Here is a 16,289-nt window from a genome sequence, read left to right as displayed (position 1 = left end):
TGGTTCCCATCAGCATCGCGATCAACAACCTGATGAAAACCTACGCCAAGTACCCTCCACGCAAAATGCAAAGCATGACCTACGACGGCCCGGTGGAAATTTCCAAGTACCAGAAATTCCAGTCGGTACGCGAAGACCTGCAGAAGGAAGGTGTGAACATTCCAATACCTAACTAGCGGTCGGGCGGCAGCCTCATTTGCGGCTGCCGCTTCCCCCACTTCTCATAGACAGAAAATTCACTCTGACAATTGGCACCTTGCGAGCGTCCGTCAAGGGTCGACTGCGGCCCTTCGTGACAGGCAGAAACCGGCCAAAAGCAGCCACTCACGAACGACTACTTCCGACCCAATATAGCCTGTCAGTAGTCTTGGAGGTTCCTTCCTTTGACCAGTTCATCTGCCCACCCCGGCTGCCGCTTGAACGCCTCGAACAGCTCGAAAATGGTCGACTTGACCTTCTGCACGGCATTGCTCTCTACAACCGTGTCATGCCAGCACAGCGAAAGATCCCGCTTGAACAGTCGATGATCGATCCTGGCCAGCTTGAGCCTGTGTTGCACAAGCTCCACATGGGCTGCGGCCCACGGCAGGATCGTGACACCGAGCTGCGCCTTGACGGCTGAGAACAACAGGTCGGTGGAATTGGCTTCGAATTCAACCTCGCATTTCAGGCCGGCCTCCTGCAGTGCAAATTCGACCCGACTGCGAATGGTGTTCGGAGCACAGGGCAGCACCAGCGGCATCTTCGCCAATGCCTCAATCGACACCGGCTCATCCGATAATGAAAATTCCGGCCACGCCACCAAGTACAGCGTTTCGGTTAACAGCCGCCGGAAAGCCATGCCCCGGGTTTCGACCACATCGACATTCACCGCCAGTGCCACTCGCCCTACCGTGATCAAACGTCCGAGTTCGGCGCTCGGAGAATCTATCAATTCCAACTTGATACCCGGATAACGGCTGCGAATCGTGCGTGCGAGCGGAATTGCCAGCATGCGCGCCGTACTCGACGGCATGCCGACCGAGACTTTGCCTTGCGGGAATTCGGCGTCCTGGCGCAGCAGTTCGTGGGTGCCGTCGGCCTGGCGCAGCAGTTCGATGGCATGCCGATAAAGCGTTTGCCCAGCCGCCGTGGGAACAACGCCATGCACGCTGCGCTCGAGCAGTTGCATGCCCATGTCCTGTTCCAGGTTGCGCATCTGCTGGCTGATGGCTGGCTGCGCGATATGCAGCGTTTCACTGGCGCGGGTGATGTTCCCGCACTCGACCACCTTGATGAAATACCGCAACTGGCGCAGGTCCATGTGTACCTCCCAAGCCATATGATTTTCCGATGAGTGTAGAGGAATATCATATTTGAAGGTTATGAGATACGGCGCCTAGACTCGTCTCACAACACGAAGCGCTAACGGTCGTAACAGGCGAATGGCGCTTCAAAGGCCTTGGTGCAATGGCCGGTATTCAACCCTTCACTGGAGAATCCTATGCAAGCTTTGCAAGGCGTGAAAATCGTCGACCTGAGTCGCGCACTGTCCGGGCCGTTCTGCACCATGGTGCTGGCAGACCTCGGTGCCGATGTGATCAAGATCGAGCCCGGCCCGACTGGTGATATGAGCCGCACCTGGGGTCCCTTCGACCGTGGCGTGAGCACCTACTACTTATCGTGTAACCGCAACAAGCGCGGCATGTGCATTGACTTGCGCACCCCCGAAGGGTTGACCACCATCCAGCAGTTGATCGATGACGCCGACGTCGTCATCGAGAACTTCAAACCTGGCACGCTGGAAAGCATGGGCCTCGGTTATGAGGTGCTCAGCGCCCGCAATCCGCGACTGGTATTGGGCAGCATTAACGCCTTTGGCGCCGACGGGCCGATGAGCAGTTGGCCGGGCTTCGACCAGATCGCCCAAGGCTACTCGGGGCTGATGAGCCTGACCGGTTTCGTCGATGGCGACCCGACGCGCACCGGCACCGCCATCGGCGATTTGACTTCGGGCATGTGGTTGGTGACAGCGGTGATGGCTGCGCTGCTCGAGCGCGAGCGCACCGGGCGTGGCCAACATGTCAGCACGTCGCTGCTGGCCAGTCTGGTCGGGTTGCTGAGTGTGCACGGCCAACGCTACCTCAGCCTGGGGGATGTGCCGCGCCGCACCGGTAACGCCCATTCGGTGATTGCACCTTACGGCGTGTTCCAGACAAAGGATGGCCCGCTCAATCTGGCACCGATCACCTCGGCCATGTGGGGGCGTTTGTGCGTACTGCTCGATTTGCCCGAGCTGCCGGATGATTCGCGCTTCGCCACCAATGAAGCGAGGGTCGAACGTCGTGACGAATTGAGAGAGATTCTGGAAAGTCGTTTGAAAACCCGCAGCAAACGCGAGTGGACCTCACTGTTCGTTGACGCAGGATTACCCGCCGGCCCGATCAACACACTCGATGAGGTCTTCGACGACCCGCAGGTGCTGCACAGCCAACTGACCGAGACACTCACGCACCCGACCCTTGGTGCACTGCGTCAGGTAGTGACCCCGGTGTTCTGCGCCAATGACAGCGTTGTCAGCCGCCCACCGCCGCTGCTTGGCGAACACACCGTCGAAGTATTGCGCGAAGCCGGTTTCGACGCTGCATCAATCAACGCACTGCTCGCCGCTAAAATAGTGTTCCAGAACTCCGATGACATGACCGGCGCGCAATCGACAGGAGCCGCACAATGAATTCAGCCTCTTCCACAACTGTGACCGTCAACCGGGTCGATGAACGCATCGCGCGGCTGGTCTTCAGCAACCCCACACACCGCAATGCACTCAGCGCGCAACTGCTGACGGCGCTCGACGAAAGTCTCATCGCACTGGCGTCACAACGCATCCCGGTGGTGATCCTCGGCTGCGAAGTCGGCCAATCCGTGTGGAGTGCCGGCCACGATATCCGCGAACTGCAACACGACCGCGACCCGATTGCCTATGGCAAACCGCTCGAACAGGTATTGCGCCGCATCCGCGCCTATCCCGGCGTGGTGGTTGCCCTGGTGTCCGGCTCGGTGTGGGGCGGCGCGGTGGATCTGGTAATGAGCTGCGACATGGTCGTCGCGGACCGCAGCGCAAGCTTTGCCATGACTCCGGTGAACATTGGATTGCCCTACACCACCAGTGGATTGCTGCGCTTCTTCAACAATTTGCCGATTCATGTGTTGAAGGAAATGTTTTTCACTGCACAAAAGCTCGATGCGGTGCGGGCGGAACGGTTTGGTCTGGTCAACCGACTGGTCGACACTGATGTGCTGGAAGCGACCGCGCTGGAACTGGCACACGGCATCGCCTGCAAAGCGCCGCTAGCCGTTGCGGCGGTCAAGGAACAGCTGCGTATCCTCGAAGACCTGCAACCGATTCCGGTGCAGGCGATGGAGCAGATTGCCGAACTGCGCCGACAAGCCTGCGAAAGTGCTGACTTTGGCGAAGGGCTGGCAGCCTTTGCCGAGCGCCGGCCAGCAGCATTTAATGGCAATTAGCACGACAGCGTTGAAAGCTTCTGTGTTTGTACGACCGATTTCGCAGGCAAGCCACGCTTCCTCGTATCGTCACGCTCGGCCCGACGCGAGTCGATTGCTAAACATCCCGAAACAATAACAACAAGGACGGTACCTGCGGGACCGTCCGAATGCGGGGAGTCAGATTGAAATGAATAATGAAATTCTGTCGATTTTAGTGCTAGTGGTCATTTTCGGTATCGCCAGCGTGTTGCCCATCAATATGGGCGCGCTGGCGTTCGCGGCGGTCTTTATCGTCGGTTCGGTGATAATGGACATGACACCGGCGACCATCTTCGCCGGCTTTCCCAGTGACCTGTTCCTGACTTTGGTCGGTGTCACCTATTTATTCGGCATCGCCCAGAACAACGGCACCATCGACTGGCTGATCGAACGGGCAGTGTTGATGGTGCGTGGCCATGTCGCCTGGATACCCTGGGTGATGTTCGTGGTGGCGGCGCTGCTCACCGGTTTCGGTGCGCTGAGCCCTGCGGTGGCAGCCATCCTCGCGCCTATTGCTCTCAACTTCGCCGTGCAGTACCGCATCAACCCCGTGCTCATGGGACTGATGGTGATTCACGGCGCTCAAGGCGGCAGTTTTTCCCCTGTGAGTATTTTCGGTGGCATAACCAATCAGATCGTTGCGTCCTCCGGGCTGCCTTATGCACCGTTCACTCTGTTCATCGCCAGCCTGCTGTTCAACCTGGGGATTGCCATGGTGGTATTCGTAGTCTTCGGTGGTTTACGTAGCGCTCGCCTGTCATTGGTGGTGGTCCCGTCCGGTCCCGAATTGCATGCTGCCGGTGCATCGCTGGCCATTCTTGGCCACGGTGGTACGCCGGCGTCCCCTGCTTATCATCGTACTGACCTGACGGGTGCCGGTGCGCCGCTACATACCCTCAGCGGCCTGGACGGGGCCAAGCTGTCGACGCTGGTCGGGCTGTTGGCCCTGGCGATCTCGGCATTAGTGTTCAAGTTCAATATCGGGTTGGTGGCCATGACGGTCGCGGTAGTCCTGGCCATGTTCGCACCTAAGGCGCAGAAGGCGGCCATTGACAAGGTCAGTTGGTCGACTGTTCTGCTGATCACCGGGATCATCACTTACATCGGAGTGATGCAGACCATCGGTACCATCGACTATGTCGCCCATGGCATCTCCGGCTTGGGTGAACCGCTGCTGGTCGCTTTGCTGCTGTGCTTCACTGCCGCAATTATCTCGTCCTTCGCTTCGTCCACGGCGTTGCTAGGGGTGATCATTCCCCTGGCCGTGCCATTCTTGAGCCAGGGCCACATCAGTGCGGTCGGCGTGGTCGCGGCTATCGCCATTTCCACCACCATCGTCGACACCAGCCCGTTCTCCACAAATGGTGCGCTGGTGGTTGCCAATACCCCCCCGCTGGAGCGAGAAAAAGTGTTGCGCAGTCTGCTGATCTATAGCGCGGTGGTTGCCCTGGTGGGACCCTGTGTTGCCTGGTTGACCCTGGTGGTGCCCGGGGTGCTCTGAGCCTTCGGGTCAGGCCCTGATCAGCCTGATGGACTCAATTTTTCCGTCACCTGCCACGAGGGGTAAATTCCTGCACGATTTGCGGAAGGGAAGAATCGAAGCCATAAGTGCAGAACCTGCCCGCCCGCAAAAATGAGCCTTTTGAAATGGAAGTCATCTCATGTTTAAACGTAACAAACTGGTTCCGGAGTTAATGGTAAGCAACCTGGATAGCAGCCTGGCTTTTTGGGTTTATTGCCTGGAGTTCAAAGTAGCTTATCAACGCCCGGAAGATGGATTTGCATACCTTGATTTGAATGGTGCTCAAGTAATGCTTGAACAGGTTGATTCGGACGCGGGTCAATGGCTGACTGCGCCTTTGACTAAGCCGTTTGGAAGAGGCATCAACCTGCAGATTGATGTTGAGGCTGTAGCACCCATCATCCAAAAACTTGATCAGGTTGGATTTCCTCTCTATCGAGAATGCAAAGACACCTGGTATCGGGCGGACAATGTAGAAGTAGGCCAGCGCGAATTCATCGTCCAGGATCCCGACGGTTATCTCGTAAGGTTGGTAGAGCGGTTGGGTGAGAGACCGGCTTGCTCAATCTGAATCTGAGCCAAGCCGACCGTCAGCTTTGTGTTGTGGACTCAACCGGTCGGTAGCTGCCCATCGCGTCAGGCAGCTATCGGCCAGTCGGCGCCCCTCCCCCTGCTGCGCACCCTTCACACTCACGCCTGATCCATAGCCTCTTCTACCACGCCCTTATCCTCCCCCAGGAACCCGCCGCTTTGATGCTGCCAAAGCCGCGCATAGACGCCGTTCTTCCCGAGCAATTCGGTGTGGGTGCCCTGTTCGATGATGCGTCCGTCATCCATGACGATGAGCCGATCCATGGCTGCAATCGTGGACAGCCGATGGGCGATGGCGATCACCGTCTTGCCCTGCATCATTTCATCGAGGCTTTCCTGAATGGCCACTTCGACTTCCGAGTCCAGCGCGCTGGTGGCCTCGTCAAGAAGCAGGATCGGGGCGTTCTTGAGCATCACCCGGGCAATCGCGACGCGTTGGCGCTGGCCGCCCGACAGCTTGATGCCGCGCTCACCCACAAGGGTGTCGTAGCCGGTATGGCCTTGCCGGTCGCTCAATTGGCTTATGAATTCATCGGCCTGGGCATTGGCCGCGGCGCTGCGGATTTGCGCGTCGGTCGCATCGGGACGGCCGTAGGCGATGTTGTCGCGAATGGAACGGTGCAGCAGGGAGGTATCCTGCGTGACCATACCGATGCAGCCGCGCAGGCTGTCTTGCGTCACTTGTGCGATGTTTTGGCCGTCGATGCGAATCTCCCCGCTGTCGACGTCATAGAAACGCAGCAGCAAGTTGATAAGCGTGGATTTACCGGCGCCAGAGCGGCCAACCAAGCCGATTTTTTCGCCCGGGCGGATGCTCAGGCTCAGACCATCGAGTACCTGGCGTTCACCATTGTAATTGAAGCTCACCTTATCGAAGGTTACCGCGCCGCCGAAGGTCACCAGCACGCCGGCGTCCGGCGCGTCCTGCACCTTGGTGCCGAGGGTGAGCGTCGCCATGCCGTCCTGCAGGGTGCCGATACTCTCGAACAGCGAGGTCATCTGCCACATAATCCAGTTCGACATGCCGTTGATACGCAAGGCCATGGCGATGATTGCCGCCACGGCACCTGCGCCGACCTCACCCTGGTGCCATAGCCACAGGGCATAACCACCTGCTGCCATGATCAACGCCACCACCAATGCCTGGTTGACGATTTCGAACTGGCTTACCAGGCGCATCTGGCGAAAGCCGGTGTGCTTGAAATCCTCCATCGCTGCGCGCGCGAAGTGCGCTTCACGATTGGAGTGGGAGAACAGCTTCACCGTAGTGATGTTCGTGTAGGCGTCCGAGATACGCCCGGTCATCATCGACCGCGCATTAGCCTGTTCCTGCCCGACCTTCCCCAGACGGGGCACGAAGTACAGCATGGCCAGGCCGAACAACACGACCCAGGCAACGAAAGGCAGCATCAGTTTCAAAGCGAAGCCGCCGGCCAGGGCGATGATCGCAATGAAATACACCCCGATCCCGGGCACGATCTCGATCAGGGTGAACAGCACATCACGCACCGCCAGCGCAGTCTGCATCACCTTGGTAGTGACTCGGCCGGAAAACTCATCGGAAAAAAACGAAAGGCTTTGTCGCAGCATCAGGCGATGGAAGTCCCAGCGCAGCCGCAACGGCAAGTTAATCGCCAATATCTGGTGCTGCACCATGGTGCGCAACGCCACCAGCCCGACACTGGTCACCATTACGATGCCCATGCCCCACAACACGCGACTTTCCTGCGCAGCCGCTTCACCGCCTGCCTGCCAGGTCGAGAGCAGGTCCACGACCTGCCCGAGGAAGGAAAACAGCCAGGCTTCGTAAATCGACACACCGGCACTTAGTAGCGCAAGTGCAAGGATGTAACCGCGGGCGCCCCGCGTACAGGCCCACAGGAAGCGAGCCAGGCCATCGGGTGGCGGTGGTACCTCGTCAGGAGGAAAGGGGTCGAGCCTTCGTTCAAACGCACGAAGCATGGTGTTCTCCAAAACGATCAAGTTGAGGGGATTCTGCCATTGAACGGTTGCTTTGAGGGTTTTGCGAAGTTGAGGTGTGGCGCTGTTGGCAGGTCGCTCCCAGGATTGGGTTGCCGGGTGCGGGCTATCAAACGTTGCCAGAGACCCGGTCGGCAGGGATAAATCGGCCGGTATCGAAGGGAACCGGCCAAGACCGGACGTTCATCCAAGGACCGCTTTCGGCCGACGCTGTTGAAAAAGTCGACCATGGTTTCCGCAGCAGAAAACAACCGGGCCTCGCACTCAGGACAATTCAATGGGACCGAACATATTCTGCAGGTGACGTGACGAACTGGATCAAAACTCGGGTTGAAGCTATACCGAAAGGGTTCAGAGTGGGGATGGACCACACGCTCGATTAGCGACTGAGGAGAACTTCGCGGTGTCGAATCAGCTGGTCATACGCAACATGGCCCGTCCCGAGCTGGACGAGCTCGTCGATTGGGCTGCCCGTGAGGGTTGGAATCCCGGTCTTCACGATGCCGAGCTGTTCTGGGCGACGGACCCTGCCGCCTTCATCGCGGCGTCCCGGGGCGGCGAATTGATCGGCGGCGGTGCCATCACCTCCTACGATGGCGAATTCGGTTTCATGGGCTTTTTCATCGTCCGGCCTGAATATCGCGGTCAAGGTCTGGGCAATACCCTCTGGCACGCACGCCGCGAGCGACTCCTCGCCCGCCTGCGCCCAGGCGCGAGCATCGGCATGGACGGCGTCTTCGCGATGCAGGACTACTACGCCAAGGGTGGTTTCGTCTTCTCCCATCGCAACATGCGTTTTCGTGCCGAGATCACCGAACGCCCGGCGACCTCGCAAATAGACGACCAGGACATCGTCCCGCTGGCCACTTTCCCGCTCGATCAGGTTATCGATTACGACCGCACCTGCTTCCCCGCCGCGCGCGCAACCTTCCTGAGCGGGTGGATAGCCCAAGCCGATGCACTCGCCGTGGGTTGCCGGCGCGACGGCAGGCTAAGCGGCTATGGCGTAGTCAGGCGCTGCCGGGAAGGCTGCAAGATCGGCCCCTTGTTCGCCGATGACGCCCTGGCAGCCAATGCCCTCTACGCGCGCCTGGCGGAATTTGCGCAGGGTGGCCCGCTGTTTCTCGATGCCCCGCAGAATAACCCCGCCGCGATGGCGCTCGTGCACCAACAGGGCATGATCGAAGTTTTCGGCTGCGCACGCATGTACCTCGGCCCTCCTCCGGCGATCGCGCACGAACGTGTGTTCGGCGTCACGACTTTCGAGCTGGGCTGATGTCCGCTCGCGACCTCATCGGTTATGGCGGCTGCCCACCCCACCCGCGCTGGCCCGGTGAGGCGCGCGTCGCGGTCCAGTTCGTACTCAACATCGAAGAGGGCGCGGAGTCATGCATCCTCAATGGCGATGCACAGTCGGAGGCCTGGCTTCACGAGCTACCGGGCCGTCCGCCGCGTGTGGGGGAACCGGACTTGAGCGTAGAGGGCATGTACGAATACGGATCGCGCGCAGGTGTGTGGCGCATTCTGGAGCTGTTCAGCGCCCGAGGCTTGCCGCTGACCGCTTTCGCCGTCGGCCGGGCACTGGAACTCACCCCGGCGATTGGCCATGCGCTCTGCGCTGCCGGACATGAGATTGCCGGGCATGGCTACCGTTGGCTGGACTATCGCGACATGCCTGAAGACCAGGAGCGGCGCCATATCCGCCTCACCCTCGACGTGATCGAGCAGATCTGCGGTAAACGCCCCACAGGTTGGTACACAGGAAGGGTCAGCCAGAACACCCGCCGCCTGTTGCGTGAGGAAGGTGGGTTTCTCTATAGCTCGGACGCTTACAACGATGACCTGCCCTATTGGCTCCCGGGCTCGCCCGCCCACCTGGTGATCCCTTACACGCTGGTCAACAACGACGCCCGCTATTTGCTGGCGAATGGTTTCGCCTGCGGTGAAGACTTCTTCCGGCTGCTCAAGGATGCTTTCGACCTGCTGTGGCAGGAGGGCGCGCACCACCCGAAGATGATGAGCGTCGGCCTGCATGGGCGGATCAGTGGCCATCCTGGTCGTGCGATGGCGCTGGCGCGTTTTCTGGATTACGTGCAAGGCCACGACGCGGTGTGGATCTGTAGGCGTGAAGAGATTGCCAGGCACTGGATTGCCCAATTCCCCGCCTGAGTGATAAGTGGCTCGGGACGGCCTGAGCCACGCCCAATGAAGTGGCAATATGTTTCGAACCCCAGTACGCGACCGTGCTGGCTACAAACAAATCGGGTGGGCGCGCTATGCGGTTCAACACCTCAATCCGCTAATCCACAATGAACAACTTCGCTGCGGTGGTGGCGGGATCCACCGGCTGAATCCAGAAGAGATGACTGGTCATGCGAGCTTTATGGTGCCGCCCTGGATATCGTCGCGCGCCATCCGCAAGTCATTGGCATCGCGGTTGAGCTGGTGAATCATGTTGAGCAACCGCTGACGAAGCACCTCGTCCTGGAGCTGTTCTGCTGCGCGCATCACATCAAGCGCCGCTACCTCATTATTGGTTGCGACGGAGTCGAGCAGTTTGCGCATGCTTCTTGATGGCCGATTCATCTCCAACCCCCCAGGTTTCAGTGACGCGAATCATAAGGCTGGAATGTTTCGCCAGTGTTTCAGCTGCACGAACGGGTTCTGAATCACCGACTCCGGCTGAGTCGACGCTAGCCGAATCCATCAGTGATGAAGCTAAGCGGCCCGCTCCAGGGCATCCAGCAAGCCAACAAACTCCAGCGAAAGCCTGTGGCGAGGAGCCAAATGGACGAGAGGGACTGAAACTTCGTGAGATTCACGCATCTTGACGGAGCTGCTCAGGTAAACCGGTAGCAGAGGTAACCCCTCTGCCAACAGCTCATCAATGAGACTTTGGTGCATGCCAGTGCGCCCAGTGAACTGGTTAACCACCACCCCTTCCACTTCCAGTGATTCGTTGTGATCACAACGTAGATCTTCTACCTGCGCGAGAACGCGATACAGCGCCTGACGAGAAAAACTGTCGCAATCGAACGGAATCAGTATTCGATCGGCAGCCACCAGTGCACTGAATGTGTAGAAATTCAGCGACGCAGGTGTGTCGATATAGATGCGTTCATAGTCCCCGGACAGCTCAACCAACAACTTGCGTAGCTTGTTGATCTTGAACTTGCTCTCAAGTTTTGCCTGTATGTCTGAGAGTTCAGGGCTGGCAGCCACCAGGTGAAGGTTGTCGTAATGGGTCTCGGTTATGGCCACTCGATTCCTTCTGCCTTCGAAGCCGCTGGACAGTGTCTGTTTGAAGAAATCGGCTATGCCTGCGGGAATGCGCTCGTTGAGTAGTCCCGTGAGGTAGTGAGTCGAGTTTGCCTGGGGATCGAGGTCAACCAGCAGCGTTCGGTAACCTTCGGCAGCACTTACAGCGGCAAGATTGCAGGCAATGCTGGATTTTCCAACACCACCTTTCTGATTGAATACGACACGACGCATCGGGCTTGCTCATCCATGAAAGTGGCCTAAGGCCAACTGAAGAAAATCTAAGTAGTCATTTCAATTCTATGACCGCAACATTACAGTTTTACGACAGTCAGTCCATCAGGCCAGCTTCAATCACTCGGAGTGCTGATGCACATCAATGACTAATCAGTACAAGGGGGACCGTTAAGCAACTTGCGCAGATAGTTCGCCGATGCAGGGCACAAATGCTTGAATTGAACTGTCTGGGTGATAGCCGCAGGCGCCTCGTCCCTGCCAAGCAGTTCGTATCCATTGGCAGAGAAAAAACCAGCAGCGCCTTGAGTCAACAGGTGCAATCGGACTGCGCCTTGAGAAACCGCATAGCGTTCCAGTTCAGACAACACCGCTTTACCCAGCCCCTCTCCACGATGCGTCTCACAAACGACTATTGAGCGAAGCAACAGATCGGAACCCGCACCCTCGAGCCCCCCATAAGCCACCCACTCCCCATCCACTTCGAACCGGTAAAACTGTCGATCTGGTTCACTGACATCACTGAAGGGCAGCCCTGCCTGGCTTAATGACTTACACAGATGATCAAGATCACTCGGCCCTACTTTTCTTGCCTGCATTGCCGCCCACCCTTGCTTCTGACTCACTGAGTTTCACGGTAGTAATTACCGGTGTCGACAAGATCACTGCAACGCAAGAGAGCGGTTAATGGCATGCTGACCTCGGTCTGCGATTGAGCACTCTCAAGATCGGTACCCATTTCTCATCCATGGTCAATAGGACGCAGGGGCGGCAGGAGGCATGCAATGGAACTGAAGTTCAGTCACATCGATGTACTGGTCAAGAATCTCGACGAAGCCTGTGCTTACTACGTACAGATACTGAACGCCAAGATCTCCAAAACGCTCGTCTGGGAGCGAGGTGGTCTGCACGTTCGCTACGCGATTGCGCTGATCGGTCAAGAGCGTTTCATGTTAGTACAGCCGTTGGCCGGGAACCTGAGGGAGCTATTGGACTCCTCGGGTGAAGGGATGATTTATCGCCACTGCTATTCGACGCCGGACATCGAGAAGGCCTATGACGAACTGATGGTCGCCGGTGTTCAGCCAGAAGACGAAAACGGAAAGCCATTGGCCCGCGCGAACCTGCAATCCCCGTCCGGGACACGCATTATCTGGTTGCCCAAGCGCTTCGGGCACTTCTCTATCGAAATCCTGGAAGACAAGGCGCTAGAGGCATTTGTAGAAGCTGCATTTGCCTGAGTGATGCGGCGATAAGCGTCTGCTTGCTGTGGATTCAACGGTCATACCCATTTTTCGCATGCCCGAGAAGCACCTGTACTGACAGACAGGGGAACCACTTTTTCAACAGAACCGGTCAGAAGCAGCCTCCCCCCCCACAAAATCCTGAAATAAACAGAAGATGTGCCGCGCAGATCACAAAGGTAGCGGTCTGTCTTGAATGACCCGCTTCATGACCAGGGTCGAGGTGAGCCGTTGCACATTAGGCAATGTCGAGAGGCTCTCATCGTAAAGCCTTTGAAAGGCGGGCAAGTCCTGGGCAATGACGTGCAGCAGGTAGTCCGGCTCCCCAAACAACCTTTGGGCATCGACCACCTGAGGTATTTCAATGAGCGCCGCCTCGAACGCCTCGACGGCTTGCCGGTCACCCTCGCGGAGCGTGGCAAATACCATTGCGGAAAAATTCAGGCCCAGTGCACCGGGATCAAGCTGCGCACGGTAGCCCAGCAATACACCGGAGTCCTCCAGTGCCCGCACTCGCCGATGACAGGGTGAAAGGCTCAAGCCGACGCGTTCGGCAAGTTCAGTGACCGAAAGACGGCCATCCTTTTGCAGCTCGGCAAGAATCTTCCGGTCAGTTCTGTCCACGTAGAATAATCTCCCTCACTGCGACGAAAATACGACCACCTTTGAAAGTTAATTCTAACAATATTTCATTAATCTTCCCCCATCCATTAACAGCCGTACTCCTCTTCAGGAAACAAGAGGGGCGGCCTATGAGAGGCGGGATGATGAATAACGCGATGATTGATAAACGGGCGTGGGTGACGCCATGACCTTCAGTGTCTTTGTTGCCTTCTGGGCGGTGTCGTTTCTGTTCGTCGTTACGCCCGGAGCGGATTGGGCCTACGCGATATCCGCTGGCCTGAAGCATCGCGTCGTCATACCGGCTGTGGGCGGACTGCTATCCGGCCACCTGATTGCCACATTGGTGGTAGCCGCTGGTGTCGGCACCCTGGTCGCCAACCATCCTGGGGTCATGTCAGTGCTGACGGTGGCCGGGGCGGGTTACCTGCTTTGGTTGGGCATCAACATGCTCACCCGTCCCTCCACACCCCACACCGATGAAGTTCAGGCGTCAGGCTCATGGTTGCGCTGGGCGCTCAAGGGGCTTTGCGTCAGCGGCTTGAATCCGAAAGTGTTCCTGCTGTTCCTGGCGCTCTTGCCCCAGTTTGCCGATGCCACTGCCCCCTGGCCTGTACCGACGCAGATGATTGTGCTCGGGCTCGTCCACACCGTCAGTTGTGGCGTTATTTATCTCCTGGTCGGTTTTGGCTCACAGGTTGTTCTAAAGGCACGCCCAGCCACCGCTCAATGGGTTAGTCGTTTCTCCGGAGCGATCATGATCATCATCGCCGTGACGCTGTTTACCGAACAGATGCCGGCTTGATTGCCTCATCAGGACAGGTCGTCGCTCTCATCCAGAGGTGATGATTGATGTGCGCATTCTCGTAGCCAGTTCATGAAAACCAGCAGTCGCTTAGGGATAGTGCCGAGCGACGGGTGAACCAGATAGTAATCGTAGTGGCCTGAGCGGCTGAATTCAGCGAGCGGCAGGACGAGCTCGCCGCGATCAACCCGCTTCTGCACAAGCTGCTGACGGCCAATCGCAATGCCGGCGTGGTTCATGGCTGCGGTCACACATAAATCAGAGCGATCGAAGGTCAAGCTACGTTTGGGAAGTGCCGCGAGCATGTTGTGTTGCTCTGCCCAAAGCGTCCACTCGGCATCATAGGCCGCATGATCCCACGCCAGGGAGTCATGCAAGATTGTGCAGTTCCTTAAGTTGTCCGGGTTCTCCTCCAGGCGATGGCGTCGCGCATACTCGGGACTACACACCGGGGCCAGCCGCTCGCGCATCAACCGATGGCTCGTCAACCCGGGAAACTCGCCATTGGCGTAGTACAGGGCCAAGTCGATTTTACGGGTTCGAAAGTCGACATTGTCATTGCCTACCCGCAGGTCCAATGACACCAAGGGATATCGCTCGATAAAATCCGCCAGCCTGGGAACCAGCCAGCATTGGGCAATGGAAGGCCTGACATAGAGCGCGATCGAGCCGGCAATTTCCGCCTGTGTCGATTGCTCGAGTGCCTCGGATAATTCTCCCATCGCATTCTGGAGTATTTCGAAGATACGCTCGCCTTCGTCGGTCAGGCTGACCTGCCGGGTCAGGCGCTGGAACAGCTTCATGGATAAGGCGGTTTCCAGACGACTTATGCGGTGGCTCACGGCGCTTGCGGTCAAACACAGCTCCTCTGCCGCACGGGCGAAGCTCAGATGACGAGCGGCAACCAAAAAGGTGTGAAGGTTCGCGAACTGGCTGCTGTTGAGCCTGGAGCTGATACGTGGAGGAAGGTTGAGCACGACAGTTTTCCCTCAAACCCAAAAGCCGCCTTGCGTTGTACGCATTTCCAGCGGGCAAACGTAACGAATGTGGCAAGACGTTGATCTTGCCACATCCGGTTCAGGCTTAAATCAGCGAGAACTCTGTCGAGTCCAGGCAATTCGGGTCCATTCAGACCAGATTAACCTTTGGCGAGCAATTCACGGCCCTTGGCCAGATAAGCTTCCATCTCGTCGCTAGGCACCATATTGCCGCCCGTTGCCCAAACCAGATGGGTGGCTTGCACCATGGCCTGACGGTCCAGGCGCGCACGAGCCAGGTAGCCCTGCTGGTCGGCCTGGACTCTGGCAATGCCGGGCACGCCGGCGAGCGCGGATGGCTCGAGGCGCACACCTTCGCTGCGCTCCATCAGTGCCAGCAAACTGTACATTTCCTCGTCGCTGACCGTGTAGAAACCATCAAGCAAGCGCTGCATGGCCTTGCCGACAAAACCTGAAGCGCGTCCGACGGCCAGGCCGTCGGCAGCCGTCACGTTGTCGATGCCGAAGTCTTGCACGCTCACTTCGTCGTGCAGGCCGGTATAGACGCCCAGCATCATGCATGGCGAGTGTGTGGGCTCGGCGAAGATGCAATGGACAGCGTCGCCGAAGGCTAGCTTCAGGCCGAAGGCCACGCCCCCAGGCGCGCCACCCACCCCACAGGGCAGATAAACAAACAATGGATGTTGCGCATCCACGGTGATGTCAGCCGCTGCCAATTGCTTTTTCAGGCGCTCGGCAGCCACCGAGTAGCCCAGGAACAGGTTGACCGAGTTTTCATCGTCCACAAAATGGCAGGCTGGATCAGACTCCGCTTGTTGACGGCCTTGCGAGACGGCCACGCTGTAATCGGAGGAGTACTCAATAACGGTAACGCCGTGTGAGCGTAACTTGTCTTTCTTCCATTGCCGCGCATCCGCCGACATATGCACGGTCACCTGGAAACCCAATGCCGCCCCCATGATGCCGATGGACATGCCAAGGTTGCCGGTCGAGCCAACGGCTATTTTGTATTGGCCGAAAAAGGCACGCGCCTTATCGCTGTCCAGCACCGCGTAGTCGTCATCAAGCGTCAGCAGATTCGCGGCCAACGCCAGGTCTTCGGCATGCTTGAGCACTTCATAGATGCCACCACGCGCCTTGATGGAGCCCGAAATCGGCAGATGGCTGTCCCGCTTGAGCCACAGCGCCCCTTGCAACGCCTGACCGTAGCGCTCGCCGAGCAATTGCTGCAGGTGTGGTACGGGCAGAATGTCCGATTCGATAATGCCGCCACTGCACTCCGTCTCCGGAAACGCGCGCCGCAGGTAAGAAGCAAAACGCGTCAGTCGCGCGCTGGCATCGGCGACGTCTGCGGCCGTCAACCCCACATCGCCAATCGATTCCGCGACCGACGCCACGGCAGGGTTGAACCAAGTGGTTTCTTGCAGCGCGACCAGATCGCGAATCAAAGGATAACTGGCGTACCAGCTTTCAAGTGTCTTGCCCAAAATCATGGCGTGGTCCCTTTAAAC

General features: G+C 58.1%; 16 protein-coding genes. 8 read left to right on the top strand and 8 right to left on the bottom strand.

The features are described 5' to 3' along the window. Nucleotides 1–358: 358 nt before the first annotated feature. The gene (locus KGA98_RS25320; protein ID WP_223504339.1) at nucleotides 359–1,303 is read right to left on the bottom strand and encodes a LysR substrate-binding domain-containing protein; all 945 of its coding nucleotides are present in this window, start codon (nucleotides 1,301–1,303) and stop codon (nucleotides 359–361) included. A 180-nt stretch (nucleotides 1,304–1,483) separates the two neighbouring features. Here KGA98_RS25320 and KGA98_RS25315 point away from each other — a divergent pair, with 180 nt between their 5' ends. From KGA98_RS25315 to KGA98_RS25300, 4 genes are all read left to right on the top strand, one after another. Further along, entirely contained in the window at nucleotides 1,484–2,713 is a 1,230-nt protein-coding gene (locus KGA98_RS25315; protein ID WP_223504337.1) for a CaiB/BaiF CoA transferase family protein, read from the top strand. Continuing rightward, nucleotides 2,710–3,504 (top strand): methylmalonyl-CoA decarboxylase, encoded by a 795-nt coding sequence (gene scpB, locus KGA98_RS25310; protein WP_223504335.1) that lies wholly within the window; start codon nucleotides 2,710–2,712, stop codon nucleotides 3,502–3,504. Before KGA98_RS25315 ends, scpB begins: the two co-directional genes overlap by 4 nt. Nucleotides 3,505–3,673: 169 nt before the next feature. After that, on the top strand, nucleotides 3,674–5,026 hold the full coding sequence (locus KGA98_RS25305; RefSeq protein ID WP_057715298.1) for an SLC13 family permease: 1,353 nt from the start codon (nucleotides 3,674–3,676) through the stop codon (nucleotides 5,024–5,026). 160 nt (nucleotides 5,027–5,186) lie between these two features. Beyond that, a complete protein-coding gene (locus tag KGA98_RS25300) occupies nucleotides 5,187–5,618 on the top strand; it encodes a bleomycin resistance protein (protein WP_223504333.1) in 432 nt (143 codons plus the stop codon). A 119-nt stretch (nucleotides 5,619–5,737) separates the two neighbouring features. Here KGA98_RS25300 and KGA98_RS25295 read toward each other — a convergent pair whose 3' ends face one another. After that, nucleotides 5,738–7,600 (bottom strand): ABC transporter ATP-binding protein, encoded by a 1,863-nt coding sequence (locus tag KGA98_RS25295; protein ID WP_223504331.1) that lies wholly within the window; start codon nucleotides 7,598–7,600, stop codon nucleotides 5,738–5,740. A 421-nt stretch (nucleotides 7,601–8,021) separates the two neighbouring features. Between KGA98_RS25295 and KGA98_RS25290 the strand changes: the two genes are divergently transcribed. Together KGA98_RS25290 and puuE are read left to right on the top strand one after the other, a co-directional pair. Further along, nucleotides 8,022–8,894 (top strand): GNAT family N-acetyltransferase, encoded by an 873-nt coding sequence (locus KGA98_RS25290; RefSeq protein ID WP_223504329.1) that lies wholly within the window; start codon nucleotides 8,022–8,024, stop codon nucleotides 8,892–8,894. Next, nucleotides 8,894–9,787: an allantoinase PuuE gene (puuE, locus tag KGA98_RS25285; RefSeq protein WP_057715302.1), complete on the top strand. Its 894-nt coding sequence runs from the start codon at nucleotides 8,894–8,896 to the stop codon at nucleotides 9,785–9,787. The genes KGA98_RS25290 and puuE overlap by 1 nt, the downstream gene beginning before the upstream one ends. 201 nt (nucleotides 9,788–9,988) lie before the next feature. Here puuE and KGA98_RS25280 read toward each other — a convergent pair whose 3' ends face one another. From KGA98_RS25280 to arsN2, 3 genes are all read right to left on the bottom strand, one after another. After that, entirely contained in the window at nucleotides 9,989–10,204 is a 216-nt protein-coding gene (locus KGA98_RS25280) for a hypothetical protein (protein WP_057715303.1), read from the bottom strand. Nucleotides 10,205–10,336: 132 nt separating this feature from the next. After that, on the bottom strand, nucleotides 10,337–11,110 hold the full coding sequence (locus KGA98_RS25275; protein WP_150814519.1) for a ParA family protein: 774 nt from the start codon (nucleotides 11,108–11,110) through the stop codon (nucleotides 10,337–10,339). A gap of 149 nt (nucleotides 11,111–11,259) precedes the next feature. Continuing rightward, nucleotides 11,260–11,709, bottom strand: coding sequence for an arsenic resistance N-acetyltransferase ArsN2 (gene arsN2, locus KGA98_RS25270; protein WP_150814520.1), 450 nt, complete (start codon nucleotides 11,707–11,709; stop codon nucleotides 11,260–11,262). Between the two features lie 186 nt (nucleotides 11,710–11,895). Here arsN2 and KGA98_RS25265 point away from each other — a divergent pair, with 186 nt between their 5' ends. Next, the gene (locus KGA98_RS25265; RefSeq protein ID WP_223504327.1) at nucleotides 11,896–12,351 is read left to right on the top strand and encodes a VOC family protein; all 456 of its coding nucleotides are present in this window, start codon (nucleotides 11,896–11,898) and stop codon (nucleotides 12,349–12,351) included. Between the two features lie 174 nt (nucleotides 12,352–12,525). Here the strand turns inward: KGA98_RS25265 and KGA98_RS25260 are convergent, their stop codons facing one another. After that, on the bottom strand, nucleotides 12,526–12,978 hold the full coding sequence (locus tag KGA98_RS25260) for an Lrp/AsnC family transcriptional regulator (protein WP_090457843.1): 453 nt from the start codon (nucleotides 12,976–12,978) through the stop codon (nucleotides 12,526–12,528). Nucleotides 12,979–13,162: 184 nt separating this feature from the next. Here KGA98_RS25260 and KGA98_RS25255 point away from each other — a divergent pair, with 184 nt between their 5' ends. Further along, nucleotides 13,163–13,780: a LysE family translocator gene (locus tag KGA98_RS25255; RefSeq protein WP_223504325.1), complete on the top strand. Its 618-nt coding sequence runs from the start codon at nucleotides 13,163–13,165 to the stop codon at nucleotides 13,778–13,780. Between the two features lie 8 nt (nucleotides 13,781–13,788). On the opposite strand, the gene dsdC is transcribed toward KGA98_RS25255, so the two are convergent. Both dsdC and dsdA read right to left on the bottom strand, forming a co-directional pair. Continuing rightward, nucleotides 13,789–14,757, bottom strand: coding sequence for a DNA-binding transcriptional regulator DsdC (gene dsdC / locus KGA98_RS25250; RefSeq protein WP_223504323.1), 969 nt, complete (start codon nucleotides 14,755–14,757; stop codon nucleotides 13,789–13,791). A 161-nt stretch (nucleotides 14,758–14,918) separates the two neighbouring features. Continuing rightward, entirely contained in the window at nucleotides 14,919–16,271 is a 1,353-nt protein-coding gene (dsdA, locus tag KGA98_RS25245; RefSeq protein WP_223504320.1) for a D-serine ammonia-lyase, read from the bottom strand. Nucleotides 16,272–16,289: the final 18 nt, after the last annotated feature.

Origin of the sequence: Pseudomonas sp. BF-R-24, from assembly GCF_019947335.1 — a bacterium.
GTDB classification, from domain to species: Bacteria; Pseudomonadota; Gammaproteobacteria; order Pseudomonadales; family Pseudomonadaceae; genus Aquipseudomonas; species Aquipseudomonas jessenii.
The sequence above is the reverse complement of the archived record's forward strand: the minus strand, read 5'-3'. Positions and strand labels throughout refer to the sequence as shown.